Raw genomic sequence first — 26,020 nt, 5'->3', positions numbered from 1 at the left:
AAGGCATACCGCAAGAGTTGCGGTCAACAGCGGTGATCTAATCGGCCAGAATGCGCCATTCGGCGGCCTCGTGCTGCTGGCGCCAGAATTCGTCGAAACGACCCCCCGCAGCGAGTAATTCGTCGACCGTGCCATCCTCGACCACCTGGCCGCTGTCGAGAAACAGGACGCGGTCGGCGTGGCTGATGCTCGCCAACCGATGCGCGACGATCACCTGGGTGCGCGATTGCGGGTCGGCGGTCAGCGCGTCGACCACGGCGGCCTCGTTCTCGGTGTCCAGAGCGCTGGTCGCCTCGTCTACCAGCAGTATCGGCGCGGGTTTGAGCAACGCGCGGGCGATGCTGACCCGCTGGCGTTCACCGCCCGAGAGCGCCGAACCGGCCTCGCCGACGACGCTGTCGGCGCCGTCGGGCAGCCGTGCGACGAGCTCGTCGACGCGGGCGAGCGCCACCGCGCGCGCGAACCGGTCGTCGTCGGCGCCGGGGTCCCCGGCGAAAACGTTGTCGCGGATGGACCCGTGGAACAGGTAGGGATGCTGGAACACGACGCTGCTCGCCGCCCGCCGGGCTTCGGCGTCCAGCGTCGCCGCGTCGACACCATCGATCAGCACCCGGCCGCGCGTGGGCTCGTGCAACCCCGCGATCAGCGCCAGGATGGTGCTCTTGCCCGACCCGGACGGTCCGACGATCGCCGTTGTGCTTCCCGGCTCCAACGAGAAACTCACCCCGTCGAGCACCAGGTCGGTGGCGCCACCGACAGCTGGGTACCCGAACGTCACGTCGTCGAACTCGATACGCGGGGCCGTGGCGCCCGGCAGCGTCGCGGCGCCCGCGTTCATCAGCGGCGCGGTGAGCACCGAGCGAATGTTGTCGAGCGTGGCGCGGGTGCTCTCCAGCGCCGGCGCCAGCTCGCTGATCGTGGTGAACGGCTCGAGGTAGCGCACGATGACGACGATCAGTGCGATGGCCTCGGCCACCGAGAGCGTTCCGTTCACCGTCAGCGCGGTGGTCGCCCCGGCCAGCAGGATCAGGGCCAGCTGGCTGGCGAGGCTGTACAGCAGCTGACCCGGCACCTGCATGGAGAGCAGCCGCATGGTCGCGCCGTGTTGGGCGGCCAGCGCGTCGCCGACCATGCTCCTGGCCGGTTCGACGCGCCGCGCGGCGCGCAATGCCTGCTGGGTCCGGGCGAACTCGATGATCCGCTCGGTGAGCGCGCTATTGGCCTCGGCCGCAGTGGAATCGGCGCGACGCGCCAGGCGCGCCGACGCCCACAGCGCGCCCAGCATCAGCGGCAGCCCGCCCAGCGCGGCCAGACCGAGTTGCCAGGAGACCGGCAGCAGGACGACCGCGATGGCGGCCGGCAGCAGCACGGCCGAGATCAACGGCGTGAGCAGGTTGACGACGAGGCCGACGAGTTCGGGGCCCGTCGCCGCGATCGCCTGCCGCGCCGTCGCGGTGTGCTCGGCGGTGAACCAATCCAGCCGCACACCGGGCAGTCGGTCGGCCACGTCATGCTGGCTGTGGTCCAGCACCGCGAAGCCCAAGTTGAAGCCGATGCGCGCCGTCGCGGTGTCGATCACCCAGCCGAGCGCGGTGGCGGCGGTCAGCCACCCCAGCCACACCATCGCGCGGTGTGGGGCCTCACTGAACAACGCGCCCACCAGGGGAACCAGCAGCACGGTGGCCACCGCCCGCACCACCACGGAGATCAACGCCAGCACCGTGTAGGCGACGACCCGGGTGCGCCGATCCGCCGGCACCAGGCTCAACCACGTACGGATCATCGGGCACCCTCCCCGGCCGCGCCGGCGGCCACCTCATCGCGCTGGCCGCCCTCCCACAGGCGCCGATACCGGCCATCGGCGGCCAGCAACTCGTCGTGGGTGCCGCGCTCGACGACGCGGCCGTGGTCGAGCACGACGATCTGGTGGGCCCGGGTGATGGTGTGCAGCCGGTGCGCGATCACGAGCACGGTGCGGTCCTGTGTCAACCGGTTGAGCGCTTGCTGCACAAGGTATTCCGACTCCGGATCGGCGAACGCGGTGGCCTCGTCGAGGATGAGAACGCCGGTGCCGGCCAGGATCGCGCGGGCGATGGTGAGGCGCTGGCGCTCCCCGCCGGACAGGCCGCTCCCGGCGCCCAGCATGGTGTCGTAGCCGTCCGGCAGCCGCATGATCCGGTCGTGGATCTGCGCCTCGCGCGCCGCCCGTTCGATCTGCGCCGGGATGGCATCGGGAGCGGCCAGCGCGATGTTTTCCGCCACGGTGCCGTGCACCAACTGCGTCTCCTGCAGCACGAATCCGACCTGGGCGTACAGCTCGTCGGCGGTCATCGACCGGATATCTTGTCCCCCAACGCGTATCGAGCCCTGATCGACATCGTGGAACCGTGCCAGCAACGCGGCCAGCGTCGACTTGCCGGATCCCGACGGCCCCACCAGCGCTGTGACCGTGCCGGGGCACAGGGTCAGCGACACGTCGTGGATCACGGGAACGCCCGGACGGTAGCCGAAACTGACGTCGTCGAACACCACCGCCTTCGTCGGCTCCCCCTGGGCTTGGCCGTGATCGCGCACGGCGAGTTCGGCTTCGTCGAGCGTGTTCTGCAGGCGCCGGGCGGCCAACATGCCGGCGCGGATGCCGCCGAGGCCGTAGGCGATCCCGAGCAGGCGTGCGCCGAAGGTAGTTCCCAGCAACAAGAATGGCAACAGGTTGACCGGATCCATCCGGCCCCCGACCACCAGCAGGGTGCCGGTGGTCGCGATGAGCCACAGGAAGGTCGACGGCCGGGTGACCAGATCCATGAAGGTCTTCTTGCCGGCCAGTGGGCGCTGCCAGGCGACCAGGAAGCCGACGTATTCGTCCAGGCGGCGCCGGAAACTCGATGCGGCGGCACCACCGAAGACGCGGATCACCGGCTGACCCTCCAGGTAGGCGCCGGCCTCGCCGCTCATCGTCTCCGCCCAGCGCTGCGACTGCGGGATGCGCGGGCCCGATTGAATCGTCAGGGACGAGGTCAGCACCAGGTAGACCAGGACGGGCGCGAACAACACCAGCGCCACCCGCCAGTCGACCACGAACAGATAGACGAGCACCGCCACCGGCGCGACGGCCGCGGCCACCGCGTCCGGGATGGCATGGGTGACCAGGTAGTGCAGGGACAGCGTGTCGTCCTGGAGCAGTTGCTTGATGGAACCCGATCCGCGCGCGGTGAACCAGCCCAGCGGCAGCCGAGACAGCTTGCGCAACAATCCCGTACGCAAATCGCGGGCGAATCGCGCGTCGACGACGTGGAGCCAGAGGGTGAGGGCCGCGCCCAGCAACGCCGCCAGGCCCAGCAACGACACCGCGGCGATGCCGACGTTCCACAGCCGGGACGCGGGCGCCCCGGACACCAGGAGGCGGGCGAGTTCGACCAGCAGCACGAACGGCGCCAGCTGCACCAGCGTGATGACCGCCTGCAACAGGCCCGACAGGATCAGCGCCCAGCGCAGCGGCGCGAGCAATCGGCCCGCGGCCTGGGCGCGCCAGTTTCCGCGCGACACCGGGGCGGGCGCCGTCTCGGGAACCTGCCGAGCCGACTCCAGTTGCGCCGCAACCTCTTCCGGGGCGACGGTGGGCGCCACGCTTTCGGAGCCCTCGGGCTCGTCACCGCGGCGGGTGCCCATCGCCCGCCCGGCACTCCAGTACGCCTGGGCGTGCACCTCGGATTTCGGAAAGCCGAACTCGTCGCGCAGCCGGGTCCGCACCTGCTTGAGCGTCGTGGCCTCCGGCGTCGCCCACGCATACCAGTCGGACCAATCTCGGCTCTCGATCGCCGCCGCAAGCGATTTCTCGTCGCGGCGGGCGACCCAGTGCAGCCGCAGCCGCGGATGCTGTGCGATCGGGATCAGCGTGTCGTTGTCGTCGTGCTGTTCGAGGTACATCTCGATCGGGACCTCGTCCGGGACGACGCCGATGATCCCGTTCATCCCCGGGATGGACGCCGAATCGCCGATGAGCAGATACCCGGCCGGCTGCTCGCCGGGCATATCGAACCGCGACGAACCCATCAGTGCCATGACGGCGATGGTGGCGCCGGGCTGCACGGTGCGCGCCCACTGCGACGCCGGACCGGCCGGCTCGTGCAGCACGATGTCGACCGCGAAGCGTCCGGCCGCGACGTCGGCTTCCGAGATCGTGTAGGCGCGCTGAAACTCGGTCTTCGATCCGTCCGGATCGGGGAACCAGAACCGCAGCCATGCGGCCGGTTCGGCGTCCACGTCTTCGAACAGCGTGGGCGACGTCATGCGCACGCGCACGAAGTGCGGTGCGATCCGGACGGTTTCGATGACCGTCGCGGTGTGATCGCGCGCGCCGAAGCTGCGCAACATCACACCTTGGAATCCGCGTGCCATTAGCGGTCCTTTCTCGCGGCGCTCCGCGCCGGCACGGAGCTGACGATCCGGCGGGATCACCGCCACGAGGCCACGGATCGGTGCGGCCGGCGAGGGCCGCACAAACTGTGAATTCGACACCTGCCACGATCCCGCGCGGGCGGCACCCCGCCGCGGATCACCGGCCACCCGGTCACGACTTGGTACGTTACCCCCACAAACTAAGGGTTGCCTTACCATAGGTCAACCTTGGGGCCCGCCCACCTTCCGCGGCGTCAGTAACCTGGGAGACATGAGCGGTGAGTCGGCGGCCCCGGTCCTGCTGTACGACGGTGTCTGCGGGGTGTGCAATCGGGCGGTGCGCACGATCCTTCGCTTCGACCCCGCAGGTCCGCTGCGCTTTGCGGCCCTGCAGAGCGTCTTCGCCAAAGCGATCATCGAACGGCACCCCGAGATCGGCAACGTCGACTCGGTGGTGTTCGTCGACGACCCCGGACAGCCCTCGGAACGCGTGGCCGTCCGCTCAGCCGCCGCGTTGCGCGTCGCGGATTATCTCGGCGGGCCGTGGAAAGCGCTCGCGGTCGCCCGTCTCGTTCCGACCCCCGTGCGCGACTGGCTCTACGACAGGTTCGCCGCCATCCGCTATCGGGTCTTCGGCAAGTACGACAGCTGTCCGCTGCCGCCTCCGGAGGTTCGCGCCCGCTTCGTAGAGGACTGAGAACGCGTCAGTCCGTGGCGGCGCCGGCCGCCAGGTCCGCCTCGGATTCCCTGCGCTTGAGCTCGGCCAGCTTGCGGTCCTCGGCCGCGGCTTCGCGGTGCTTGAGCGCGGATTCGCGGTGCACGTCGCGGTGCGGCACCCCTTGTCGGACGACCCAGTCTTGGCTTTTGGCGACTCGCTCATGCTGGATCGCGGATTCCTCGAAGCTTCGTGCCGCGGACAGCCCCGCGCGAGCCGCGCGCTCGCGCGCCATGGCCACTCTGCGTTCGGCGAGTTCGACATCTTCTGCGGTGAAAGCGTTTTCGCCGGGTGGTGCCGGCTCGCGTCCGGTGGGCATGGCGTCTCCCTTGTGTCCTGTGAGTTCGATGTACCCCCCAGGACGGGTTTGACGCTTAGCCCGCTGAAGATTTCATTTCGAATGTTGACCAGTGCGGGCGGAGGGACTCGAACCCTCAAGCTCTTTCGAGCAATGGCACCTAAAACCATCGCGTCTGCCAATTTCGCCACGCCCGCGCGCCCGGCAATCGTATCGCCTGCGATATGTCCAACTTGTCCGCGACGGGCGCGCATTGACGCGCGGTACGGTCAAGGGGTGTCCACTACACACCGTCGCAGACCCGCGCTGATCGCTTTGGTGATCATCGCGGCGTGCGGCTGCCTGGCCCTGGGCTGGTGGCAGTGGACCAGGTTCCAATCGGTCTCAGGCTCGTTTCAGAACCTCGGCTATGCGTTGCAGTGGCCGCTGTTCGCGTGGTTCTGCGTGTACGCCTACCGCAAATTCGTGCGCTACGAAGAGGAACCACCCCCGCCGCGCAGCACCGAGGCCGTGACGGAGATCCCCGCCGGTCTGCTGCCCGACCGGCCCACGCCCCCGCCGCAGGCACCCGATGACCCGGCGCTGCGGGAGTACAACAAATACTTGGCCGAGCTGGCCGCGCAGGACGCCGAAAAACAAAAGAGGACAACCGCATGACCACACCGGAGACCCCGGGCGGGGCAGTGCCCGCCGTGCCCGTCGACAAGATCCGCACCGCCTTGCTCGGCTACCGGATCATGGCCTGGACGACGGGTCTGTGGCTCATCGCGCTGTGCTACGAGATCGTCTCGCACCTGGCGTTCGACCACGAGATCCGGTGGATCGAAGTGGTCCACGGCTGGGTGTATTTCATCTACGTGTTGACCGCCTTCAACCTGGCGATCAAGGTGCGCTGGCCGATCGGCAAGACGGTCGGTGTGCTGTTGTCGGGGACGATCCCGCTGTTGGGGATCATCGTCGAGCACTTCCAAACCCGGGACGTCAAAGCCCGATTCGGCTTGTAAGCCACATCCGCCACACCCGTCCCTGCCGGGGACGGGACCCGCAATGCCCACCTCCTAGCGACAACGCGCGCGCACGACGGGTTGTCGCTAGGAGGTGGGCATTTCGCCTGTCACCCCGCGCCGCGACTGGTGTGACGAATGTTGCGAATGCCTCGCACGCCGGGGATTCAGCCCGCGGACCGGGCCAGCGTTTCAAGCGACGGCAACAGCAGTTGCAGCGCGCGACCGCGATGCGAGACCGCGTCCTTCTCGCTCGGGCTGAGCTCGGCCGCCGTGCGCTCGTACCCGTTGGGCACGAACACGGGGTCATACCCGAAACCGCCATCGCCGCGCGGTTCCCGGGCGATGCTGCCGGGCCATTCGCCCCGGACGACGACCTCGCCCGCCCCCGACACCAGCGCGCAGGCGGACACGAACGCCGCGCCGCGCCGTTCGTCTTGCACGTCGCGCATTTGCGCCAGCAACAAGGCGGTGTTGCCGGCGTCGTCGCCGTGGCTGCCCGACCAGCGCGCCGACAGCACCCCCGGCATGCCGTTGAGCGCGGCCACCTCTAGTCCGGAATCGTCTGCCACGCTTGGCAACCCGCTCGCGGTGAACGCGTCGCGCGCCTTGGCCAACGCGTTCTCCTCGAAGGTCGCGCCCGTCTCCGGCGCTTCCTCGAACGGGGCGACGCCGTCGAGCGACACCAACGTCAAGCCCGTCAGACCGGCGGCGTCGAGCACCCGGCGCAGCTCGGCCAGCTTCTTCGGGTTGCGGCTGGCGACCAGCAGGCGTGACGAGTGCAAGCGCGGCGGGTCGTCACCATCAGGCACGGTCAGCTGCCGAACGCCTTCGGCGCCGGAGCCCCCTCGGGGAGCTCACCGGGGTATGGCTGCGCCAACGCCTCGCGCTGGGCGGCGAACAACTTGTCGCAGGCGGCCAGCGCCACGTCGAGCAGCTTGTCCAGCGTCGAACGCGGGAAGGTCGCGCCCTCACCGGTTCCCTGAACCTCGACGAGGGTGCCGGTGTCGGTGGCGACGACATTCATGTCCACCTCGGCGCGGGCGTCCTCCTCATAGGGCAGGTCCACCCGGACCCTGCCGTCGACCACTCCGACGCTGACCGCCGCGATGGCGCACGACAACGGGCGCGGATCCGACAGCTTGCCCGCCGCCCCGAGATACGTCACCGCATCGGCGAGCGCCACGAATGCGCCCGTGATGGCCGCGGTGCGGGTTCCCCCGTCGGCCTGCAACACGTCACAATCGACGGCAATTGTGTTCTCCCCCAACGCCGCCAGGTCGATGCACGCCCGCAGCGAGCGTCCGATCAGCCGGCTGATCTCCTGGGTGCGCCCCGACAGCCGCCCCTTCACCGATTCGCGGTCGGAGCGCGTGTGGGTCGCCGACGGCAACATCGCGTACTCCGCCGTCAGCCACCCCAGCCCCGAACCCTTGCGCCAGCGCGGCACACCCTCGGTCACGCTGGCGGTGCACATGACCTTGGTGTGGCCGAATTCGATCAGCACCGAACCGGCTGGGTGGTCAGTGAAACCGCGGGTGATGACGACGGGCCGAAGCTCGTCGTCGAGGCGGCCGTCTTCTCGTCTCGTCACGACGCAACCCTAACGTGGAGTGTCAGACCCTCTCGGAGCGGCGGATATCGAACGTCTCACCGCACACCACCGCATGCACGGGACCATCGAACTCGGCCTTGGCCTCGCTGATCACGTCCTCCCGCGAGGTCCACGGCGGGATGTGCGTCAGCAGCAATTCGTGAACGCCGGCCTCGGCCGCGGCCCGGCCGGCCTCGGTCCCCGACAGATGCAGCGCGGGCGGCCGGTCCGCCGAATGCGTCCAAGACGCCTCGCAGAGAAAAACGTCGGCGCCGCGGGCCAGCTCGACGAGCTGATCGCAGACACCGGTGTCACCGCTGTAGACAAACGACGCGCCGGAGGAATCGGTGATCCGCAATCCGTAGGACTCGGTCGGGTGGGCCACTACCCGCGGCGTCACCGTCAGCTCACCGATCGTCACCGGCTCGCCGTCGACCCAGTGACGAACGTCGAAGATGTCCGAGCAGTCGTCGATCTCGCCGCCGTAGGGTGAGGACGCCGCGCCCAGCCGCGACCAGGTGTCGCCGGGGCCATACAGCAACGCCTTACCGAGCGGGCGCGTCGGGTGATAGCGCCGCCATACGAACAATCCGGGCAAATCCAGACAGTGGTCGGCGTGTAAGTGCGACAACAGCACGTGCACGGAACCGGGGTCGGCATAGCGCTGCAGTGCGCCGAGAACACCCCCGCCGAAGTCGATGACCAATGGCGGAGTGTCCGGTGCCCGGAGCAGATAACCCGACGCAGGCGAATCCGGACCCACCACGCTGCCCGAGCAGCCGAGCACGGTTATTCGCACGGACACTACTGTGCCATGCCCGACAGGGCCATGACGAAAACATGGCCGCTTTGGTGTGACGAGAATCTCGCCCGGTCGTCAATCAACGCGCACCTGATGAACGGGCTGAACTCCGGACACGGCGGGACCGAGGAATCGCGCCGCCAATCTGGTGAATGCGTCGGGGTCGCCGGTGGCTTCGAAGACGCGAGTCGCGGGCGGCGCATCATGCGGGCGAAGCAGGTCTCGCTCGGTGAGCACCCGCAGCACCTCTTTGGCGGTCTCCTCCGCGCTGGACACCAGCGTCACGTGCTCACCCATGGCCAGTTGAATGAGTCCCGACAACAACGGGTAGTGCGTGCATCCGAGCACCAGCGTGTCCACCTGCGCGCGCTGCAGCGGCTCCAGGTAGCCCTCGGCCAACCCGAGCACCTGACGCCCGCTGGTCACGCCGCGCTCGACGAAGTCGACGAACCGCGGGCAGGCCACCGCGGTGATCTCGGTGTCGCGGGCGGCCGCGAACGCGTCCTGATAGGCATGCGAGTTGATGGTCGCCTGGGTGCCGATGACGCCGATCCGTCCGTTGCGGGTGGTCGCGACCGCGCGGCGCACCGCGGGCAGGATCACCTCGACGACGGGCACGTCGTAGCGTTCGCGGGCGTCGCGCAGGCAGGCCGCGGATGCCGTGTTGCAGGCGATGACCAACGCCTTGACGCCGCGGCCCACGAGGTCGTCGCCGATGGCCAACGCGTGCGCCCGAACTTCGGGGATCGTCAGCGGGCCGTAGGGCCCGTGGCCGGTGTCGCCGACGTAGATGATGTCCTCGTCGGGCAGCTGATCGATGATCGCCCGCGCGACGGTGAGCCCCCCGACGCCGGAGTCGAAGACCCCGACGGGCGCCAGTGGTCCGCTCATGTCTTCCGGCGCGGCGACGCGGTGCCGGCCGTCCTTTTCGACCGGGCCTTGCGTTCCGGGGCGGACAACCAATAGGCGGCCACGACGCCGGCGATCGCACCGCACAGATGCGCTTGCCAGGACACGCCCCCGCAGAGTCCGAGCACCGGCATGGCGCCGAGCAGGACGCCGCCGTAGGCGAACATCACGACCAGCCCGATGACGATGTTGGACACCCGGCGCACGAATATCCCGAACACCAGCAAGAAGGCCAGCCAGCCGAAAATCAGGCCGGAAGCCCCGATGTGGTCGGTGGGGCCGCAGCTGCTGCCGACGTCACCGATGAGCCAGGTGCCCAAACCACCGAGGATCCATACGATGGCGGTCGCCCACACGAACCGGGACAGCCCCGCCAGCGTCATGAGGAAACCCAGCACGAGCAGCGGCACCGTGTTGGCCATCAGGTGCTCCCAGCTCGCGTGCAAGAGCGGGGAGAAGACGATGCCCCACAGGCCGTCGAGCTCGAGGGGCCGGATACCGTTGGCATCCAGCGAGTGCCGGGTCATCTGGTCGACCAGCTCGACGAAGTAGAGCAACACGACGAAGGTGAGGATCGTGGCGGCGCCCACCATCGGCGTGGACCGCTTCTTCTCCTGGGCGGCGGGTGCCCTCGGAGCGGTCTTACCCATAGCTGCCCTTCCAGCGCGTTTCCGGCATCGTCCAGGCTACCGGCGCGGCGGGCGGATTCCTCATCGGCCGAGTGCGCCGGGCAGCACGTCGCGGTAGCTCGGGATCCCGGCGATCGATTCGGCGGCCAGCACCCCGCCCAGCACCGCTCGCGCCAGGCAATCGGCGGCCGCGATGCCGACCTCGGTGACCAGCCGCGTCTCGGGGGAGAACGCGGCCGGCACCGGCTTTGAACTGGGCGACGGGGGCTCGACCTCGACCGCCCCGGTGGCCAGGACGAACACCGCGTCCCCGTCGACCGGCGTGTGGGCCGGCCGGATGCTGCGGGCCAGGCCGTCGTGGGCCGAGATGGCCACCCGACGGCACGCCGCCGGGCTCAGGGCGGCGTCGGTGGCCACCACCGCGATGACGGTATTGAGCGGTTCCTCCAGCGGGTCCGACGGGGACGGCAGCCGGGCGAAGGCGCCGACCTGCTCGGGCGGCGGCGGAGAGAGTCCGAACTCGTGGGCCAAGTCGGCCATCCACGGCAACCCGGTCGCCCGGTCGGCGACCTCGCCCGCGGCGTTCACCACGGCCAGCGCGCCGACGGTCACACCGCTCGGCAGCGCCGTCGAGGCGGTGCCGACCCCGCCCTTCAGCGCCCCGGCCCGGGCCCCCACCCCGGCGCCGACGTTGCCCACGCCCATCGCCGCACCTTCTTGCACGGCGGCCGCGCAGGCCAGGTAGCCGAACTCGTCCGTCGGGCGGCACTGCCAGCCGCCGACCGGCAGATCGAAGATCACCGCTGCCGGCACGATGGGCACCACGCCCCCACCCATCGCCACGCCGCGTTCCTGTTCTTCCAGCCAGCGCATGACGCCGTCGGCGGCCGCCAGGCCGTAGGCGCTGCCCCCGGCGAGCAGCACCGCGTCCACGAACCGCACCGTGTTGGCGGGGTCGAGCAGATCGGTCTCGCGGGTTCCGGGCGCCCCGCCGCGGCAATCGACCGCGCCGACGGTCCCCGGGGGCGGGAGCACCACGGTGACGCCGCAGGCCCAGCCCGCGCCCAACGAGGCGTCGGGGTCCAATCGCTGGTAGTGGCCGACGCGGATCCCAGCGACGTCGGTGATCGCGCCCATCGCGGTCACCGGGACCCCATCAGCACCAACACCAGGTACTCCTGCAGGACCGTCAGCCACTGGTAGACGTCGAAGTGCACGGCCAGCGGATGATCGGCCGGCAGCCGCTCGGGGCCCTCGGGTCCGACCTCGAGCATGACGCCCAACGTCAGCCGGATGTCGTTGACCGCCCCGATCCAACAGTTCGCGTCTTCCTCGCTCAGCTCGAACCGGCCGCCGTCCTCGGGGACCGTGCTCAGCAACCGCTGTGCCGCAACGCGTTTGGCGTCGACGATGCCCGGCTCGTGCAGGCTGCGCAGCGCGGCGTTCAGGCTGTCCGCGGAATCTGCAGGCGCGGTGTCCTGGTCGTCGTTTCGGTAGAAGTCCGGCAGCAGCCGGCGCAGGGTGGGGTCTTTGGGCGGTTCGGCGTTGCCGGTCTTGATGCCGGTGATTTCTTCGAGTTCGTCTGCCGGCGAAGAAGATTCACGCTCGTCGAGTAAACCGATCATCGCGGTGGCGAGGTTCTTCAGCAGTGCCGCCTCATGGGACGCCAGGGCCGACCGGAAACGGGGACCGTCCGCGGCCTCGACGCGCTTCCATTTGCGCACAGGGAATCGCCAGCGCCTCGATCGTCAGCGGTCCTGCTGCAGCGTCGCCCACAAACCGGCGGCGTGCAGCTTGGACACATCGGCTTCCATGGACTCCCGGCTACCGGCGGACACCACGGCCTTTCCTTCGTTGTGCACCTGCAGCATGAGTTTGGTGGCATGCGGCTCGCTGTAGCCGAACAACTTCTGGAACACGTATGTCACGTACGTCATCAAGTTGACCGGGTCATCCCAGACGATCGTGACCCAGGGACTCGCCGTGACCTCGACCGGCGCGGACTCGCGTTGTCCTGTAGTGCCCGGCTTAGTGGGCGCTGACATAACAACCATGGCCTACACGATACCGAGGGATGCACGACGTTTCCGAGCCCGCGGGGCAGCCGATACCGTTATGGAATGAACGACTCGGTCGTCACCGGGCTGCTGACCGACAAGTACGAGTTGACGATGCTGGCGGCGGCGCTGCGGGACGGCAGCGCCAATCGCCGCACCACCTTCGAGCTTTTTGCGCGCCGTCTTCCCGAGGGACGCCGTTACGGCGTGGTCGCCGGAACCGGCCGGCTGCTCGAGGCGCTGCCGCAGTTCACCTTCGATGACGAGGCCTGCCGGTCGCTCGGGCAATTCCTCGATCCAGATACGTTGCGGTACTTGCGCGATTTTCGGTTCGGCGGCGATATCGACGGCTACGCCGAGGGCGAGCTGTACTTCCCCGGATCCCCGGTGCTCTCGGTGAGCGGGACGTTCGCCGAGTGCGTGGTGCTCGAAACGCTGGCGCTGTCAATTTTCAACCACGACACCGCGGTCGCGTCGGCCGCCGCGCGGATGGTGAGTGCGGCCAGGGGACGACCGCTGATCGAGATGGGGTCACGGCGAACCCACGAACAGGCGGCGGTCGCCGCGGCCCGCGCCGCCTACATCGCCGGCTTCGCCGCGTCCTCCAATCTGGAGGCTCAGCGCTGCTACGGAATACCGGCCGAGGGCACCTCCGCGCACGCGTTCACCATGCTGCACGCGCGCGCCGACACCCCCGCGGAGTCGACCGAATTGGCGGCCTTTCGGGCGCAGGTCGAGGCGCTCGGCGTCGACACCACCCTGCTGGTGGACACCTACGACGTGACGGCCGGCGTGGCCAACGCGGTGGCCGCCGCCGGCACCGGGCTCGGTGCCGTGCGCATCGACTCCGGCGAGCTGGGCGTGCTGGCCCGCCAGGTGCGCCAGCAGCTCGACGACCTGGGCGCCACCGGGACCCGCATCGTGGTCTCCGGTGACCTCGACGAGTTCTCCATCGCCGCATTGGCAGCCGAGCCGGTGGACAGTTACGGCGTCGGCACGTCGCTGGTGACCGGCTCGGGCGCACCCACCGCGAACATGGTGTACAAGCTCATCGAAGTGGACGGCCTGCCGGTGCAGAAGCGCAGCAGCCACAAGGAATCCCACGGCGGACACAAAGAGGCACTGCGCACCGCGCGCAGCTCCGGCACCATCACCGAGGAGATCCTGTACCCAGCCGGTCGTCAGCCCGACGTCGATGAACCGGCCCGGGTGTTGACCGTCCCGCTGGTCCGCGGCGGGGAGCTGGTGTCCAAACCGAACCTCGCCGCGGCGCGCGAGCTGGTAGCTTCCGGGCTGCGCAGTCTGCCGTGGGAGGGGCTGAACCTGTCGCACGGCGAACCCGCGGTCACGACGACGCAGATCCGCGCCTGAGCAAGGGAGTGACCACGTCCGACGTGTCCGTGCACGAGCTGCTGGCCACCGCCGTGGCCGCGCTCGGCGGCAGTGAACGCAGCGGCCAACAGGAGATGGCCGACGCGGTGGCGCGGGCCTTCGCCACCGACGAACACCTCGTCGTACAGGCCGGCACCGGCACCGGCAAGTCGCTCGCCTATCTGGTGCCCGCGATCGTGCACGCCCTGGACGACGACTCCCCCGTCGTCGTGTCGACGGCCACCATCGCGCTGCAACGCCAGCTCGTCGATCGCGATCTGCCCCGGCTCATCGATGCGCTGGCCGACGCCCTGCCGCGCCGCCCGCAGTTCGCGCTGCTCAAAGGCCGACGAAACTATCTGTGTCTCAACAAGATTCACAACGGCGGGGCGGCCGACGGTGACGACGTCGACGGGCGGCCGCAAGAGGAACTCTTCAACCCCATGGCGGTCAGCGCCCTGGGCCGCGACGTGCAACGGCTCACCGAGTGGGCGTCGACCACCGAATCCGGTGACCGCGACGATTTGAAGCCGGGCGTGCCCGACCGGTCCTGGTCTCAGGTCAGCGTTTCCGCGCGGGAATGCCTCGGGGTGGCCCGCTGCCCGTTCGGCACCGAGTGCTTCTCCGAGCGGGCCAGGGGCCTGGCCGGCCGTGCCGACGTCGTGGTCACCAACCACGCGCTGCTGGCCATCGACGCGGTCGCCGAATCCGCGGTGCTGCCCGAGCACGCGCTGCTGGTGGTCGACGAGGCGCACGAGTTGGTGGACCGGGTGACGTCCGTGGCCACCGCGGAGTTGACGTCGGCCGCGCTCGGGGTCGCCTCGCGGCGGATCAGCCGGTTGGTGAGCCCGGAACTGGTCCAGCGCCTCGACGCGACGACCGCCAACTTCGCGGCGGCGATCCACGACGGCACGCCGGGGCGCATCGACCGCCTCGACGAGGACCTGGCGACGTACCTGACCGCGCTGCGCGACGTCGCCACCGCGGCGCGTTCGGCGATCGACACCACGAACGACGCCAAGGCGGCGGCGGCCCGCGCCGAAGCGGTCGCCGCGCTCAGCGAGATTTCGGAGACGGCGTCGCGGGTGCTCGCCTCGTTCGGGCCGGCCATCCCCGACCGCACCGACGTGGTGTGGCTGGAACACGAGGAGAACCGGGGTGCACCGCGCCCGGTGTTGCGGGTGGCCCCGCTCTCGGTCGCCGGGCTACTTCGCCGACGCGTGTTCTCGCGTTCGACCGTGGTGTTGACATCGGCGACGCTGACGATCGGCGGCTCCTTCGACGCCATGGCCGCGGCGTGGGGCCTGACCGCTCCCACGAGCGACGACGGCGGCGACGCACGCTGGCGCGGCCTCGACGTCGGCTCGCCGTTTCAGCACGCCAAGGCCGGCATCCTGTACGTGGCCGCGCACCTGCCGCCGCCCGGGCGCGACGGCGTCGGCTCGGCCGAGCAGCTGGCCGAGATCGCCGAGCTCATCACCGCCGCCGACGGGCGCACCCTGGGCCTGTTCTCGTCGATGCGGGCGGCCCGCGCGGCCGCCGAGGCCATGCGCGAACGGCTGTCGACACCGGTGTTGTGCCAGGGCGACGACAGCACGTCCGCACTGGTCGAGCAGTTCAGCGCCGACCCGCAGACCTCGCTGTTCGGCACCCTGTCGCTGTGGCAGGGCGTCGATGTGCCCGGGCCGTCGCTGTCGCTGGTGCTGATCGACCGCATCCCGTTCCCCCGCCCCGACGACCCCCTGCTGGGCGCGCGCCAGCGGGCGGTCGCCGCGCGCGGCGGCAACGGCTTCATGGCCGTCGCGGCCAGCCACGCGGCGCTGCTGCTGGCGCAGGGCTCCGGCCGGCTGTTGCGCCGCGTGACCGACCGCGGGGTGGTCGCGGTGCTCGACTCGCGCATGGTCACCGCCGGCTACGGCGGCTACCTGCGGGCCTCGCTGCCGCCGTTCTGGCAGACCACCAACGGGGCGCAGGTGCGTGAGGCGCTGCAGCGGCTGCGGACAGCAGAGGACTCGCAAGAAGGCCTGTCCGCCTGAGCGTTCCGGCTACCGGGCCAGGGTGACCAGACCGAGCTCGTTGCTGGCGGCCAGCATCGGATGGCGGGGCAGCACGCGCACGGTGTATCCCACCGATCCCGCCAGCGGCAGCGGTGTGGTCGTCGAGAACACCTGGTTGCCGCCCTCGGCGGTGCCGGTGTACGACATCTCGACGGTAATCGGCTCCAGCAGCGCATCGCCGGCGTCGACGCGGCCGACCACCGCCTGGACCGTGACCTCCTCGGGCGCCAGCCCGGCCAGCTGCACGGTGGCAGTCAGGGTCAGCTTCGAGCCGAGCACCGGACTGTCCGGCAGGCCGGTGCTGTCGACGTCGGTGATCACGATCTTCGGCCAGGCCTCGTAGGCGCGCCGGCGATAGGCGGCCAGCTCGCGGGCGGCGCCGAACTCGCCGCCGCCGTCGGCGGGCGCGAGCGTCTTGCGCAGCGATTGCGCCGCGGGCGTGTAGTACTGCTCGACGTAGTCGCGCACCATGCGGGAAGCCAGGACCTTCGGGCCGAGCGTCTGCAGGGTGTGGCGCACCATTTCGATCCAGCGCGGCGGTACCCCGTGCTGGTCGCGCTCGTAGAACTTCGGTGCCACGGCTTCTTCCAGCAGCCGATACAGCGCGCTGGATTCCAGGTCGTCGCGGCGCTCCGCGTCGGCCACGCCGTCGGCAGACGGTATCTCCCAACCGTTTTCGCCGTCGTACCATTCATCCCACCAGCCATCGCGGATGGACAGGTTCAGCCCGCCGTTGAGTGCGCTCTTCATTCCCGAGGTGCCGCAGGCCTCCAACGGGCGCAGCGGGTTGTTCAACCAGACGTCGCAGCCCCAATAGAGCAGCCTGGCCATGGACATGTCGTAGTCGGGCAAGAACGCGATGCGGTGGCGCACCTGCGGCCGGTCGGCAAAACGCACCACCTGCTGGATCAAGGCCTTGCCGCCGTCGTCCGCCGGGTGCGACTTACCGGCGACGATCAGCTGGATCGGCCGTTCGCTGTCCAGCAGCAGCTGCTCCAGCCGATCCGGATCGTGCAGCATCAGCGTCAACCGCTTGTACGTCGGCACCCGCCGGGCGAACCCGATGGTCAGCACTTCCGGATCGAAAGCTGTTGCTATCCAACCCAATTCGGCGTCCGAGGCGCCGCGTTCCAACCACGAGCGCCGCAGCCGGCGCCGCACGTCGTCGACCAGCAGGGACCTCAGTTGCGAACGAATCCACCACAGGTGACCCGCATCGACCTGCTGCAGGCGCAACCACACGCCCGGATCGCTGAACGAATCCGACCCGGCCAGCTCGTAGCCCAGCTGCAGCCACTGCGGCGCCGCCCAGGTGCGCGCGTGCACCCCGTTGGTGATCGACCCGATCGGCACCTCCCCGGGGTCGAATCCGGGCCACAGCTCGTTGAACATCGCCCGGCTCACCCGGCCGTGCAGCGACGAGACCCCGTTGGCCCGCTGGGCCAGGCGCAGACCCATGTGCGCCATGTTGAATTTCGTCGGGTCGTCCTCGGCGCCGAGCGCCAGGATGCGCGCCGTCGGCACCCCCGGCAGCAACACGGGCGCGCTCGTCGCGTCGGCCGCCGTGCCGTCGCCGCCGGATGCCGATTCGTCGGCAAGATGGTCGTCGAAGTACAGCCGCACCATGTCGATGGGGAAACGGTCGATGCCCGCGGGCACCGGGGTGTGGGTGGTGAACACGGTGCTCGAGCGCACGACCGCCAGCGCGGTGTCGAAGTCCAACGCCGCGCCCGTCATCAGCTCGCGAATGCGCTCCGCGCCCAGGAACCCGGCGTGCCCCTCGTTCATGTGGAACACCTCGGGCGCGGGCAGGCCGTGGATGGCGGTGTAGGCGCGGATCGCCCGCACGCCGCCGATGCCGGCCAGGATCTCCTGCCTCATCCGGTGTTCCTGATCGCCGCCGTACAGGCGGTCGGTGACACCCCGCAGATCGTGCTCGTTCTCGGGGACGTCGGAATCGAGCAGGAGCAGCGGGACCCTGCCCACCTGCGCGACCCAGATCCGGGCGTGCAGCTGCGCGGAGTCCGGCAGCATCAGCTCAACCAGGGCGGGGTCGCCGGTGGCATCGGTCAGCAACCGCAACGGCAGCCCCTGCGGGTCCAGCGACGGGTAGTTCTCGTGCTGCCACCCGTCGGCGGTCAGCGACTGCCGGAAGTAGCCGGACCGGTAGTAGAGCCCCACCGCGACCAACGGCACGCCCAGATCGGATGCGGACTTCAGGTGGTCACCGGCGAGGATGCCCAAGCCGCCGGAGTAGTTGGGCAGCACCTCGGCGATGCCGAACTCCATCGAGAAGTAGGCGATGGCGGCCGGCATTTCGGCGCCGTGGTCCTGCTGTTGCTGGTACCACAGCGGGCGGTTGAGGTAATCGTTCAATTCGGCGGTCAGCTCGTCGAGCCGGCGAAGGAAGGTCTCGTCGATCGCCAATTCGTCGAGTCGCGCCGGCTTGACCGCCCCCAGCAACGCCACCGGATCGCAGCCGCATCGCTGCCACAGGTCCGGGTCGATGCTCGCGAAAAGGTCCTGGGTCGGCGTGTCCCATGACCATCGCAAGTTGGTCGAGAGCTGGTCCAGCGCGGTCAAACGCTCGGGAAGGTGAGCACGGACGGTAAACCGGCGGAGGGCTTTCACGCGTCCCTACCTTACTGAGGATTCCGGCCCGCGCACGGCGGCGCGAAAGACCGCTTTTCGTTCGCTTTCCGTGGCGGGGTGTGACCGAAGACTAGGGTGGGTATCGGTTAGTTATCGGGGTCGCAACGATGCTTCCCCGCATAGAAAGTTCCCCACGACAGGAAGTTTCCCGACGAGCGGCGTTCCGCGCGGAGCACACCCCGGACTGGCCGCACACAATCTGGATCGCTCCCGGTGACGATGCGGCCCGCGGCGCGGGGCGCGGAGGAAGCGGGAAAATCGGAACGGAGTGGTGGTGCCCGGTCGTGTCGAGATCGATAACGTCCAGCCGGTCGTTTCCTGTGGCGCGTTTCCCGCGAAAGCCGTGGTCGGCGAGGTCGTGCCGGTCAGCGCCGCGGTGTGGCGGGAAGGCCACGAAGCGGTGGCCGCAACCCTGGTCGTGCGCTACCTCGGGCCGGGCTATCCGCAAGTCACCGAGACCCGGCGGGTCAAAGCGGTTCAGGCTCCGGCAAAGCCGGTGACCGATCGCGACGGCAAGGTCGACCAGCAAAAGGTCAAGCCGCTGGCGCTGCCGATGACGATGGGTCTGGAACCCTATGTGTTCCACGGCCAGTTCACCCCCGACCAGGTGGGGCTGTGGACCTTCCGCGTCGAGGGGTGGGGCGATCCGATCCACACCTGGCGGCACGGGCTGGTCGCCAAACTGGACGCCGGTCAGGGCGAGAAGGAACTGTCCAATGATCTTCTGGTAGGCGCCGGGTTGTTCGAACGCGCCGCGAGTGAGGTGCCGCGCGCCCGGCGCGAACCGCTGCTGGCCGCCGCCGCGGCGCTGCGCACCCCCGGCGACCCGGTCACCCGAACGGCGCTGGCGCTGGGGCCGGAGATCGAGGAAATCCTGGCGGACCACCCGCTGCGCGACTTCGTCACGCGCGGCGAGCAGTACAGCGTCTGGGTGGACCGGCCGTTGGCCAGGTTCGGCTCCTGGTATGAGATGTTTCCCCGCTCGACCGGCGGATGGGACGCCGACGGCAACCCCGTGCACGGCACATTCGCCACCGCAACCGCCGCGCTCGGGCGCATCGCGGCGATGGGGTTCGACGTCGTCTACCTGCCGCCGATCCATCCGATCGGCAAGGTACATCGCAAGGGGCGCAACAACTCCCCCACCGCCGCTCCGACAGATGTGGGTTCTCCCTGGGCGATCGGCAGCGATGAGGGGGGCCATGACGCCGTCCACCCGGATTTGGGCACCATCGAGGACTTCGACGCGTTCGTCGCCGCGACACGCGAATTGGGCATGGAGGTGGCGCTGGACCTGGCGCTGCAATGCGCGCCGGACCATCCCTGGGCGCGTAACCACCGCAACTGGTTCACCGAATTGCCCGACGGCACCATCGCCTACGCGGAGAACCCGCCCAAGAAGTACCAGGACATCTATCCGATCAACTTCGACAACGACCCGGCCGGCCTCTACGACGAGGTGCTGCGCGTGGTCCGGCACTGGATGGACCACGGCGTCAAGGTCTTTCGCGTCGACAACCCGCACACCAAGCCGCCGGACTTCTGGGCGTGGTTGATCGCCGCGGTCAAGGCCATCGACCCCGACGTGCTGTTTCTCTCCGAGGCCTTCACGCCGCCGGCCCGCCAGTACGGGCTGGCCAAACTGGGCTTCACGCAGTCGTACAGCTACTTCACCTGGCGCACGGCGAAGTGGGAGCTGACCGAATTCGGTAACGAGATCGCCGCTTTGGCCGACTTCCGCCGGCCCAACCTGTTCGTCAACACCCCCGACATCCTGCACGCCATCTTGCAGCACAACGGGCCCGGGATGTTCGCCATCCGTGCGGTGCTGGCCGCGACGATGGGACCGGCCTGGGGCGTGTATTCGGGATACGAGCTGTTCGAGCATCGCGCGGTGCGCGAAGGCAGCGAGGAGTACCTGGACTCCGAGAAGTACGAGTTGCGGCCTCGCGATTTCGCGGGTGCGCTCGCCGAGGGACGCTCGCTTGAGCCATTCATCACGCAGCTCAACGCGATTCGCCGACTCCACCCGGCCCTCGAGCAGCTGCGCACCATCCATTTCCACAGCGTCGACAACGACGCGCTGCTCGCCTACAGCAAGTTCGACCCGGCCACCGGCGACTGCGTGTTGGTGGTGGTGACGCTCAACGCCTTCGGCCCCGAGGAAGCGACCCTGTTTTTGGATATGGCCGCACTGGGTATGGAGCCCTACGAGCGCTTTTGGGTGCGCGACGAGATCACCGGCCAGGAATTCCAATGGGGACAAGCCAATTACGTTCGCATCGATCCCGGGCAGGCGGTCGCGCACATCATCAACATGCCGCGCGTACCGCATGACGCTCGAATGACGCTGCTGCGCAGGCATTGACACCAGACATGAAACGGACCGGAGGCGAAAGGGACATGAGCCAAGCCGACCAACTCGCTCGGACGCACCTGGCGCCCGACCCCGCCGACCTGTCGCGCCTGGTCGCCGGCACGCACCACAACCCGCACGGCGTGCTGGGGGCCCACGAATACGGCGACCACACCGTCATTCGGGCGTACCGGCCCCACGCGGTCGAGGTCGTCGCGATCGTCGGCGACGACCGATTCCCGATGCAGCACGTCGAGTCCGGGCTGTTCGCCGTGGCGCTGCCGTTCACCAACCTGATCGACTATCGGCTCCAGATCACCTACGAGGGCGCCGACCCCTACGTCGTCGCCGACGCCTACCGTTTCCTGCCCACCCTCGGCGAGGTCGACCTTCATCTATTCGCCGAAGGGCGCCACGAGCGCCTCTGGGAAGTCCTTGGCGCGCATCCTCGCTCGTTCACCACGGCCGACGGCGTGGTCAACGGGGTGTCGTTCGCAGTGTGGGCGCCCAACGCCAAGGGCGTCAGCCTGATCGGCGAGTTCAACGGCTGGACCGGCAACGACGCCCCGATGCGGGTGTTGGGCTCCTCGGGCGTGTGGGAGCTGTTCTGGCCCGGCTTCCCGCTCGAGGGGCTGTACAAGTTTCGCGTTCATGGCGCCGACGGAGTGGTCACCGAACGCGCCGACCCCATGGCCTTCGCCACCGAGGTGCCGCCGCACACGGCCTCCCGGGTGACGCGCAGCAAGTACACCTGGGAAGACGCGGACTGGATGACGCAGCGCGCCGGGCGCAACCCGGTGTTCGAGCCGATGAGCACCTACGAGGTTCACCTGGGTTCATGGCGACCCGGGCTCAACTACCGCCAGTTGGCCCGCGAGCTGACGGATTACGTTGTGGAGCACGGATTCACCCACGTCGAGCTGCTCCCGGTCGCCGAACATCCCTTCGCCGGATCCTGGGGATACCAGGTGACGTCGTACTACGCCCCGACGTCCCGGTTCGGCACCCCGGACGAATTCCGGGCCCTGGTCGACGCCCTGCACCAGGCCGGTATCGGCGTGCTGGTGGACTGGGTGCCGGCACACTTCCCGAAGGACGCGTGGGCGCTGGCCCGCTTCGACGGCACCCCGCTTTACGAACATTCCGACCCGCAACGCGGTGAGCAACTCGACTGGGGCACCTACGTTTTCGACTTCGGTCGCCGTGAGGTACGCAACTTCCTGGTGGCCAACGCCTTGTTCTGGCTCGAAGAATTTCACATCGATGGACTACGTGTGGACGCGGTCGCGTCGATGCTGTACCTGGATTACTCCCGCCCCGAAGGCGGCTGGACGCCGAACATCTACGGCGGGCGGGAGAACTTGGAGGCGGTCCAGTTCCTGCAGGAGATGAACGCCACGGCGCACAAGAGCGCCCCGGGCATCGTCACCATCGCCGAGGAGTCGACCTCCTGGCCCGGGGTCACCCGGCCGACAAACCTTGGCGGCCTGGGCTTTTCAATGAAGTGGAACATGGGCTGGATGCATGACACGCTCGACTACATCAGCCGCGATCCGATCTATCGGAGCTATCACCACCACGAGATGACGTTCTCGATGCTTTATGCGTTCAGCGAGAACTACGTGCTGCCGATCAGCCATGACGAGGTGGTCCACGGCAAGGGAACGCTATGGGGACGCATGCCGGGCAACAATCACGTCAAGGCCGCCGGCCTGCGCAGCCTGCTCGCCTACCAGTGGGCGCACCCGGGCAAGCAATTGCTGTTCATGGGCCAGGAATTCGGCCAGCGCGCCGAGTGGTCCGAAGAGCGCGGTCTGGATTGGTGGCAGCTCGACGAGCAGGGATTCTCCAACGGCGTCCTGCGCATGGTGCGCGACATCAACAACATCTACCGCAGCCACCCGGCGCTGTGGAGCCAAGACACCGTGCCCGACGGCTACTCCTGGATCGACGCCAACGACTCGGGCAACAACGTCTTGAGCTTCCTGCGTTACGGCAAGGACGGCTCGGTGATGGCGTGCGTGTTCAATTTCGCCGGTGCCGAGCACGGCGGCTACCGGCTGGGCCTGCCGTCGGCGGGGCGGTGGCGCGAGGTGCTCAACACCGACGCCACCGTCTACAACGGTTCGGGGGTCGGGAACATGGGCGGTGTCGATGCCACCGAAGACCCGTGGCACGGGCGCCCGGCCTCGGCGGTGCTGGTGTTGCCGCCCACGTCGGCGCTGTGGCTGGAACCGGAGTAGGGCCCCTGAACCCATCGCCGAACGTGGACTAGTTGCGCGATTTCGGCGCTGTTGGCGCCAACAACTCGACCTTCGTAGCCGATTTCGCGTCAGTACAGCGCGTTGGCGAGGTTGCGTCGCCCGACGACGACCTCGGGATCGGCCGGGTCGAACAGTTCGAACAGCTCCACCAGGCGGGTGCGCACCAACGCGCGATCATCGCCGGATGTGCTGCGCACCAAGGCGATCAGTCGCTCGAACGCGGCGGCGACCTCTTGGTTGAGGATCTGCACGTCGGCGGCCGCGAGGGCGGCTTCGATGTCGGTCGGCGCCGCGTCGGCGACCGCGACGGCGTCCGGGCGCTGGGCGGTCGCGCGCGTCAGGAACTCGATCTGGCGGATCGCGCCCTTGGCCTCCGCGCTGGCCGGGTTGGCATCCAGGATCGACTGATAGGACGCCTTGGCGGCCTCAAAGTCACCGTCCTCCAGCTGCTGGCGCGCCGCGGCCAGCTCGGGGTCGACGACGTCGGGTTCCGCGGAACCCGTTGCGCCCCTAAGCTTCCCGGCGGTCGCGGAGAGGATTTGGTCCAGCCAGCCGCGCAGTTGCTCGGCCGGCTGCACGCCTTGGAAACTCGAGATCGGCTGCCCGGCCGCCAAGGCCACCACGGTGGGGACGGCGTCGACGCCGAAGATCTGGGCGACCCTGGGCGCGACATCGACATTGACGGAGGTCAGCGACCATTTGCCGTTGTCCTGGCCGGACAGCCCGGACAGCGTGTCGAGGAGCTGGACGCACGCGTCGCTGCGCGGCGACCACAGCAACACGACGACCGGCACTTCCTCGGACCGCAGCAGAACCTCGGCCTCGAAGTTGGCCTCGGTGACCGCGGTGATGCCACCCCCCTCGGTGGTCGGGGGCGTGGGCCCTCCCGGAGCGGCGCCGGGCGACTGGGCGCGCTGCTTGAGACCGGACAGATCGACAGCACCGGTCAGTGCGGGGCCGATGGAAGGTCGCGGACGCGTCACGCCGTCAAGTTTGTCATGCGCGCGGGCTACCGATCCACCCGGTGGCGGCGCCGCTTGGGCACGGCCGGGACGGGGCCGAAAATCCCCTCAAAAAGGGGCGTGATCGGCCCTATGACGAAGATCACAAAATTCTTGCCGCCGCACGGCGCCAGCAACGTCGCGGGGAGCGTCGATCCCTGGCTAACCCGCCCGCAGAACCAGGGCGTCGCCCTGCCCTCCGGCCCCGCAGAGCGCCGCGACGGCGTATCCGGACCCCCGCCGCGCCAATTCCAGGGCCGCATGCAGCGTGATGCGCGCCCCCGACATGCCGATCGGATGCCCGACCGCGATCGCGCCGCCGTTGACGTTGACGATGTCGGGATTCACGCCGAGTTCGCGGGTCGAGGCCAGCGCGACCGCGGCAAACGCCTCGTTGATCTCCACGACATCGAGCTGGTCGACGGAGATGCCCTCGCGGCTGATGGCCTTCTTGATCGCGTTGGCCGGCTGCGACTGCAGGGTGGAGTCCGGACCGGCCACCACCCCGTGCGCGCCGATCTCGGCCAGCCAGCTCAGCCCCAGCTCCTGCGCTTTGGCCTTGCTCATCACCACCACCGCGGCGGCGCCATCGGAGATCTGGGAGGCCGAACCGGCGGTGATGGTGCCATCGCGGCGAAACGCCGGCTTGAGGCCGGCCAGCGACTCGGCCGTGGTGTTGGCGCGGATGCCTTCGTCCTCGGTGAACTGCAGCGGATCACCCTTGCGTTGCGGGATGTTGACCGGCACCACCTCGTCGGTGAAGACGCCGTCCTTCCACGCCGCGGCCGCCTTCTGATGCGACCCGGCAGCGAACTCGTCCTGCTCCTGGCGGGTGAACTTGTCGACGTCGTTGCGCTGTTCGGTGAGCGCGCCCATGGGCTGGTCGGTGAACACGTCATGCAGGCCGTCGTAGGCCATGTGGTCGAGGACCGTGACGTCGCCGTACTTGTAGCCCGAGCGGCTGTCCATCAGCAGGTGCGGCGCCTTGGACATGGACTCCTGGCCGCCGGCGACCACCACGTCGAACTCCCCGGCGCGAATGAGCTGGTCGGCCAGCGCGATGGAGTCGATTCCGGACAGGCACATCTTGTTGATGGTCAGCGCCGGAACGTCCCAGCCGATGCCGGCGGCCACGGCCGCCTGGCGTGCGGGCATCTGGCCCGCCCCGGCCGTCAACACCTGGCCCATGATCACGTAGTCGACCAGCGAACCCGGCTCTTGAACATTTGGGAAGGCCTTCTCCAGCGCGCCGGCGATCGCGATGGCGCCCAGATCGCTGCCCGAGAAATCCTTCAGCGAACCCATCAGCTTGCCGATGGGTGTGCGCGCTCCAGCAACGATCACCGACGTCGTCATGACTCTCTCCTAAGGCCTGCTGGGCGCTCCCCCGACGGCCGATTCGGACTCCCGGAGAAGCGCAATCTTTGCCGCCAGGTTACCGTTATGTGATGACGACCGATCAAGTTGACGCCCGTCAGATCCTGGCCACCTCACTGGTGACGGCGATCGATCACGTCGGCATCGCAGTCGCCGACCTGGACTCCGCCATCGACTGGTACCACGACCACCTCGGCATGATCCTGGTGCACGAGGAAGTCAACGAGGAGCAGGGAATCCGCGAAGCCATGCTGGCGGTGCGGGGCGCCCCGGCGGGCACCGCGCAGATCCAGTTGATGGCCCCGATCGACGAGTCCTCGACGATCGCGAAGTTCCTCGACAAGCGCGGGCCGGGCATTCAGCAGATGGCCGTTCGGGTCAGCGACCTCGACGCCATGGTCGAGCGGCTCCGCGAGCAAGGCGTGCGGTTGATCTACGACGCGCCCCGGCGCGGCACGGCAAACTCCCGGATCAACTTCATCCACCCCAAGGACGGCGGCGGAGTGCTGATCGAGCTCGTCGAACCGGCCGCCTGAAAG

At 68.9% G+C, this 26,020-nt stretch carries 22 protein-coding genes and 1 tRNA gene; 8 read left to right on the top strand and 15 right to left on the bottom strand.

Annotated elements, in window-relative coordinates:
* Positions 1 to 37 precede the first annotated feature (37 nt).
* Positions 38 to 1,783 (bottom strand): ABC transporter ATP-binding protein, encoded by a 1,746-nt coding sequence (locus P6281_RS06975; RefSeq protein ID WP_238963625.1) that lies wholly within the window; start codon positions 1,781 to 1,783, stop codon positions 38 to 40.
* Positions 1,780 to 4,395, bottom strand: a complete 2,616-nt coding sequence (locus P6281_RS06970; protein ID WP_324738679.1) for an ABC transporter ATP-binding protein/permease — start codon at positions 4,393 to 4,395, stop codon at positions 1,780 to 1,782. Before P6281_RS06970 ends, P6281_RS06975 begins: the two co-directional genes overlap by 4 nt.
* Before the next feature lie 271 nt (positions 4,396 to 4,666).
* On the opposite strand from P6281_RS06970, the gene P6281_RS06965 reads away from it, so the two are divergent.
* Entirely contained in the window at positions 4,667 to 5,092 is a 426-nt protein-coding gene (locus P6281_RS06965; protein WP_009952856.1) for a thiol-disulfide oxidoreductase DCC family protein, read from the top strand.
* A gap of 7 nt (positions 5,093 to 5,099) precedes the next feature.
* Here the strand turns inward: P6281_RS06965 and P6281_RS06960 are convergent, their stop codons facing one another.
* Both P6281_RS06960 and P6281_RS06955 read right to left on the bottom strand, forming a co-directional pair.
* Entirely contained in the window at positions 5,100 to 5,429 is a 330-nt protein-coding gene (locus P6281_RS06960; RefSeq protein WP_009952855.1) for a hypothetical protein, read from the bottom strand.
* A gap of 92 nt (positions 5,430 to 5,521) precedes the next feature.
* Positions 5,522 to 5,605, bottom strand: a tRNA-Leu gene (locus P6281_RS06955).
* A gap of 79 nt (positions 5,606 to 5,684) precedes the next feature.
* Here P6281_RS06955 and P6281_RS06950 point away from each other — a divergent pair.
* Both P6281_RS06950 and P6281_RS06945 read left to right on the top strand, forming a co-directional pair.
* Positions 5,685 to 6,065, top strand: a complete 381-nt coding sequence (locus tag P6281_RS06950) for a hypothetical protein (protein ID WP_026071506.1) — start codon at positions 5,685 to 5,687, stop codon at positions 6,063 to 6,065.
* Positions 6,062 to 6,412 (top strand): DUF3817 domain-containing protein, encoded by a 351-nt coding sequence (locus tag P6281_RS06945; protein ID WP_009952852.1) that lies wholly within the window; start codon positions 6,062 to 6,064, stop codon positions 6,410 to 6,412. Before P6281_RS06950 ends, P6281_RS06945 begins: the two co-directional genes overlap by 4 nt.
* Positions 6,413 to 6,579: 167 nt before the next feature.
* Here P6281_RS06945 and rdgB read toward each other — a convergent pair whose 3' ends face one another.
* The 8 genes from rdgB to clpS form a co-directional block, all read right to left on the bottom strand.
* Positions 6,580 to 7,197, bottom strand: coding sequence for an RdgB/HAM1 family non-canonical purine NTP pyrophosphatase (gene rdgB, locus P6281_RS06940; protein ID WP_324738928.1), 618 nt, complete (start codon positions 7,195 to 7,197; stop codon positions 6,580 to 6,582).
* A 29-nt stretch (positions 7,198 to 7,226) separates the two neighbouring features.
* Positions 7,227 to 8,006, bottom strand: a complete 780-nt coding sequence (gene rph, locus P6281_RS06935) for a ribonuclease PH (RefSeq protein WP_008254891.1) — start codon at positions 8,004 to 8,006, stop codon at positions 7,227 to 7,229.
* 22 nt (positions 8,007 to 8,028) lie between these two features.
* Positions 8,029 to 8,811, bottom strand: a complete 783-nt coding sequence (locus tag P6281_RS06930; RefSeq protein ID WP_008254889.1) for a cyclic nucleotide-degrading phosphodiesterase — start codon at positions 8,809 to 8,811, stop codon at positions 8,029 to 8,031.
* Positions 8,812 to 8,883: 72 nt separating this feature from the next.
* Entirely contained in the window at positions 8,884 to 9,699 is an 816-nt protein-coding gene (gene murI / locus P6281_RS06925) for a glutamate racemase (RefSeq protein WP_014384089.1), read from the bottom strand.
* Entirely contained in the window at positions 9,696 to 10,367 is a 672-nt protein-coding gene (locus P6281_RS06920; protein WP_036458477.1) for a rhomboid family intramembrane serine protease, read from the bottom strand. Before P6281_RS06920 ends, murI begins: the two co-directional genes overlap by 4 nt.
* A gap of 60 nt (positions 10,368 to 10,427) precedes the next feature.
* Entirely contained in the window at positions 10,428 to 11,483 is a 1,056-nt protein-coding gene (locus P6281_RS06915; protein WP_036458561.1) for a P1 family peptidase, read from the bottom strand.
* Between the two features lie 5 nt (positions 11,484 to 11,488).
* A complete protein-coding gene (aosR, locus tag P6281_RS06910) occupies positions 11,489 to 12,070 on the bottom strand; it encodes an oxidative stress transcriptional regulator AosR (protein ID WP_014384086.1) in 582 nt (193 codons plus the stop codon).
* Positions 12,071 to 12,094: 24 nt separating this feature from the next.
* Positions 12,095 to 12,400 carry an ATP-dependent Clp protease adapter ClpS gene (clpS, locus tag P6281_RS06905; protein WP_026071508.1) on the bottom strand — a complete coding sequence of 102 codons (306 nt, stop codon included), beginning with the start codon at positions 12,398 to 12,400 and terminating at the stop codon, positions 12,095 to 12,097.
* Positions 12,401 to 12,466: 66 nt separating this feature from the next.
* Here clpS and P6281_RS06900 point away from each other — a divergent pair, with 66 nt between their 5' ends.
* Both P6281_RS06900 and P6281_RS06895 read left to right on the top strand, forming a co-directional pair.
* On the top strand, positions 12,467 to 13,774 hold the full coding sequence (locus P6281_RS06900; RefSeq protein WP_324738678.1) for a nicotinate phosphoribosyltransferase: 1,308 nt from the start codon (positions 12,467 to 12,469) through the stop codon (positions 13,772 to 13,774).
* An 8-nt stretch (positions 13,775 to 13,782) separates the two neighbouring features.
* A complete protein-coding gene (locus P6281_RS06895; RefSeq protein ID WP_373306614.1) occupies positions 13,783 to 15,810 on the top strand; it encodes an ATP-dependent DNA helicase in 2,028 nt (675 codons plus the stop codon).
* A gap of 9 nt (positions 15,811 to 15,819) precedes the next feature.
* Here the strand turns inward: P6281_RS06895 and glgP are convergent, their stop codons facing one another.
* Positions 15,820 to 18,462 carry an alpha-glucan family phosphorylase gene (gene glgP / locus P6281_RS06890; protein ID WP_014711093.1) on the bottom strand — a complete coding sequence of 881 codons (2,643 nt, stop codon included), beginning with the start codon at positions 18,460 to 18,462 and terminating at the stop codon, positions 15,820 to 15,822.
* A gap of 295 nt (positions 18,463 to 18,757) precedes the next feature.
* On the opposite strand from glgP, the gene P6281_RS06885 reads away from it, so the two are divergent.
* Positions 18,758 to 20,851, top strand: a complete 2,094-nt coding sequence (locus tag P6281_RS06885) for an alpha-1,4-glucan--maltose-1-phosphate maltosyltransferase (protein WP_198763772.1) — start codon at positions 18,758 to 18,760, stop codon at positions 20,849 to 20,851.
* A gap of 35 nt (positions 20,852 to 20,886) precedes the next feature.
* Entirely contained in the window at positions 20,887 to 23,082 is a 2,196-nt protein-coding gene (glgB, locus tag P6281_RS06880; protein ID WP_036458470.1) for a 1,4-alpha-glucan branching protein GlgB, read from the top strand.
* Between the two features lie 89 nt (positions 23,083 to 23,171).
* Here the strand turns inward: glgB and P6281_RS06875 are convergent, their stop codons facing one another.
* On the bottom strand, positions 23,172 to 24,086 hold the full coding sequence (locus tag P6281_RS06875; protein ID WP_008254864.1) for a tetratricopeptide repeat protein: 915 nt from the start codon (positions 24,084 to 24,086) through the stop codon (positions 23,172 to 23,174).
* A 180-nt stretch (positions 24,087 to 24,266) separates the two neighbouring features.
* Positions 24,267 to 25,460 carry an acetyl-CoA C-acetyltransferase gene (locus P6281_RS06870; RefSeq protein ID WP_008254863.1) on the bottom strand — a complete coding sequence of 398 codons (1,194 nt, stop codon included), beginning with the start codon at positions 25,458 to 25,460 and terminating at the stop codon, positions 24,267 to 24,269.
* Between the two features lie 89 nt (positions 25,461 to 25,549).
* Here P6281_RS06870 and mce point away from each other — a divergent pair, with 89 nt between their 5' ends.
* Positions 25,550 to 26,017: a methylmalonyl-CoA epimerase gene (gene mce / locus P6281_RS06865; protein ID WP_008254861.1), complete on the top strand. Its 468-nt coding sequence runs from the start codon at positions 25,550 to 25,552 to the stop codon at positions 26,015 to 26,017.
* Positions 26,018 to 26,020 lie beyond the last annotated feature (3 nt).

It is taken from the genome of Mycobacterium sp. 5-140-3-2 (assembly GCF_035666375.1).
In the GTDB taxonomy this organism is placed as follows: domain Bacteria; phylum Actinomycetota; class Actinomycetes; order Mycobacteriales; family Mycobacteriaceae; genus Mycobacterium; species Mycobacterium intracellulare.
This window is presented reverse-complemented; position numbering and strand designations above follow the sequence as displayed.

Coding starts and splice junctions, on each gene's coding strand:
- P6281_RS06975 (WP_238963625.1), bottom strand. CDS start 1,783: ATGATCCGTACGTGGTTGAGCCTGGTGCCGGCGGATCGGCGCACCCGG.
- P6281_RS06970 (WP_324738679.1), bottom strand. CDS start 4,395: ATGGCACGCGGATTCCAAGGTGTGATGTTGCGCAGCTTCGGCGCGCGC.
- P6281_RS06965 (WP_009952856.1), top strand. CDS start 4,667: ATGAGCGGTGAGTCGGCGGCCCCGGTCCTGCTGTACGACGGTGTCTGC.
- P6281_RS06960 (WP_009952855.1), bottom strand. CDS start 5,429: ATGCCCACCGGACGCGAGCCGGCACCACCCGGCGAAAACGCTTTCACC.
- P6281_RS06945 (WP_009952852.1), top strand. CDS start 6,062: ATGACCACACCGGAGACCCCGGGCGGGGCAGTGCCCGCCGTGCCCGTC.
- murI (WP_014384089.1), bottom strand. CDS start 9,699: ATGAGCGGACCACTGGCGCCCGTCGGGGTCTTCGACTCCGGCGTCGGG.
- P6281_RS06920 (WP_036458477.1), bottom strand. CDS start 10,367: ATGGGTAAGACCGCTCCGAGGGCACCCGCCGCCCAGGAGAAGAAGCGG.
- P6281_RS06915 (WP_036458561.1), bottom strand. CDS start 11,483: ATGGGCGCGATCACCGACGTCGCTGGGATCCGCGTCGGCCACTACCAG.
- clpS (WP_026071508.1), bottom strand. CDS start 12,400: ATGGTTGTTATGTCAGCGCCCACTAAGCCGGGCACTACAGGACAACGC.
- P6281_RS06900 (WP_324738678.1), top strand. CDS start 12,467: ATGAACGACTCGGTCGTCACCGGGCTGCTGACCGACAAGTACGAGTTG.
- glgB (WP_036458470.1), top strand. CDS start 20,887: ATGAGCCAAGCCGACCAACTCGCTCGGACGCACCTGGCGCCCGACCCC.
- P6281_RS06870 (WP_008254863.1), bottom strand. CDS start 25,460: ATGACGACGTCGGTGATCGTTGCTGGAGCGCGCACACCCATCGGCAAG.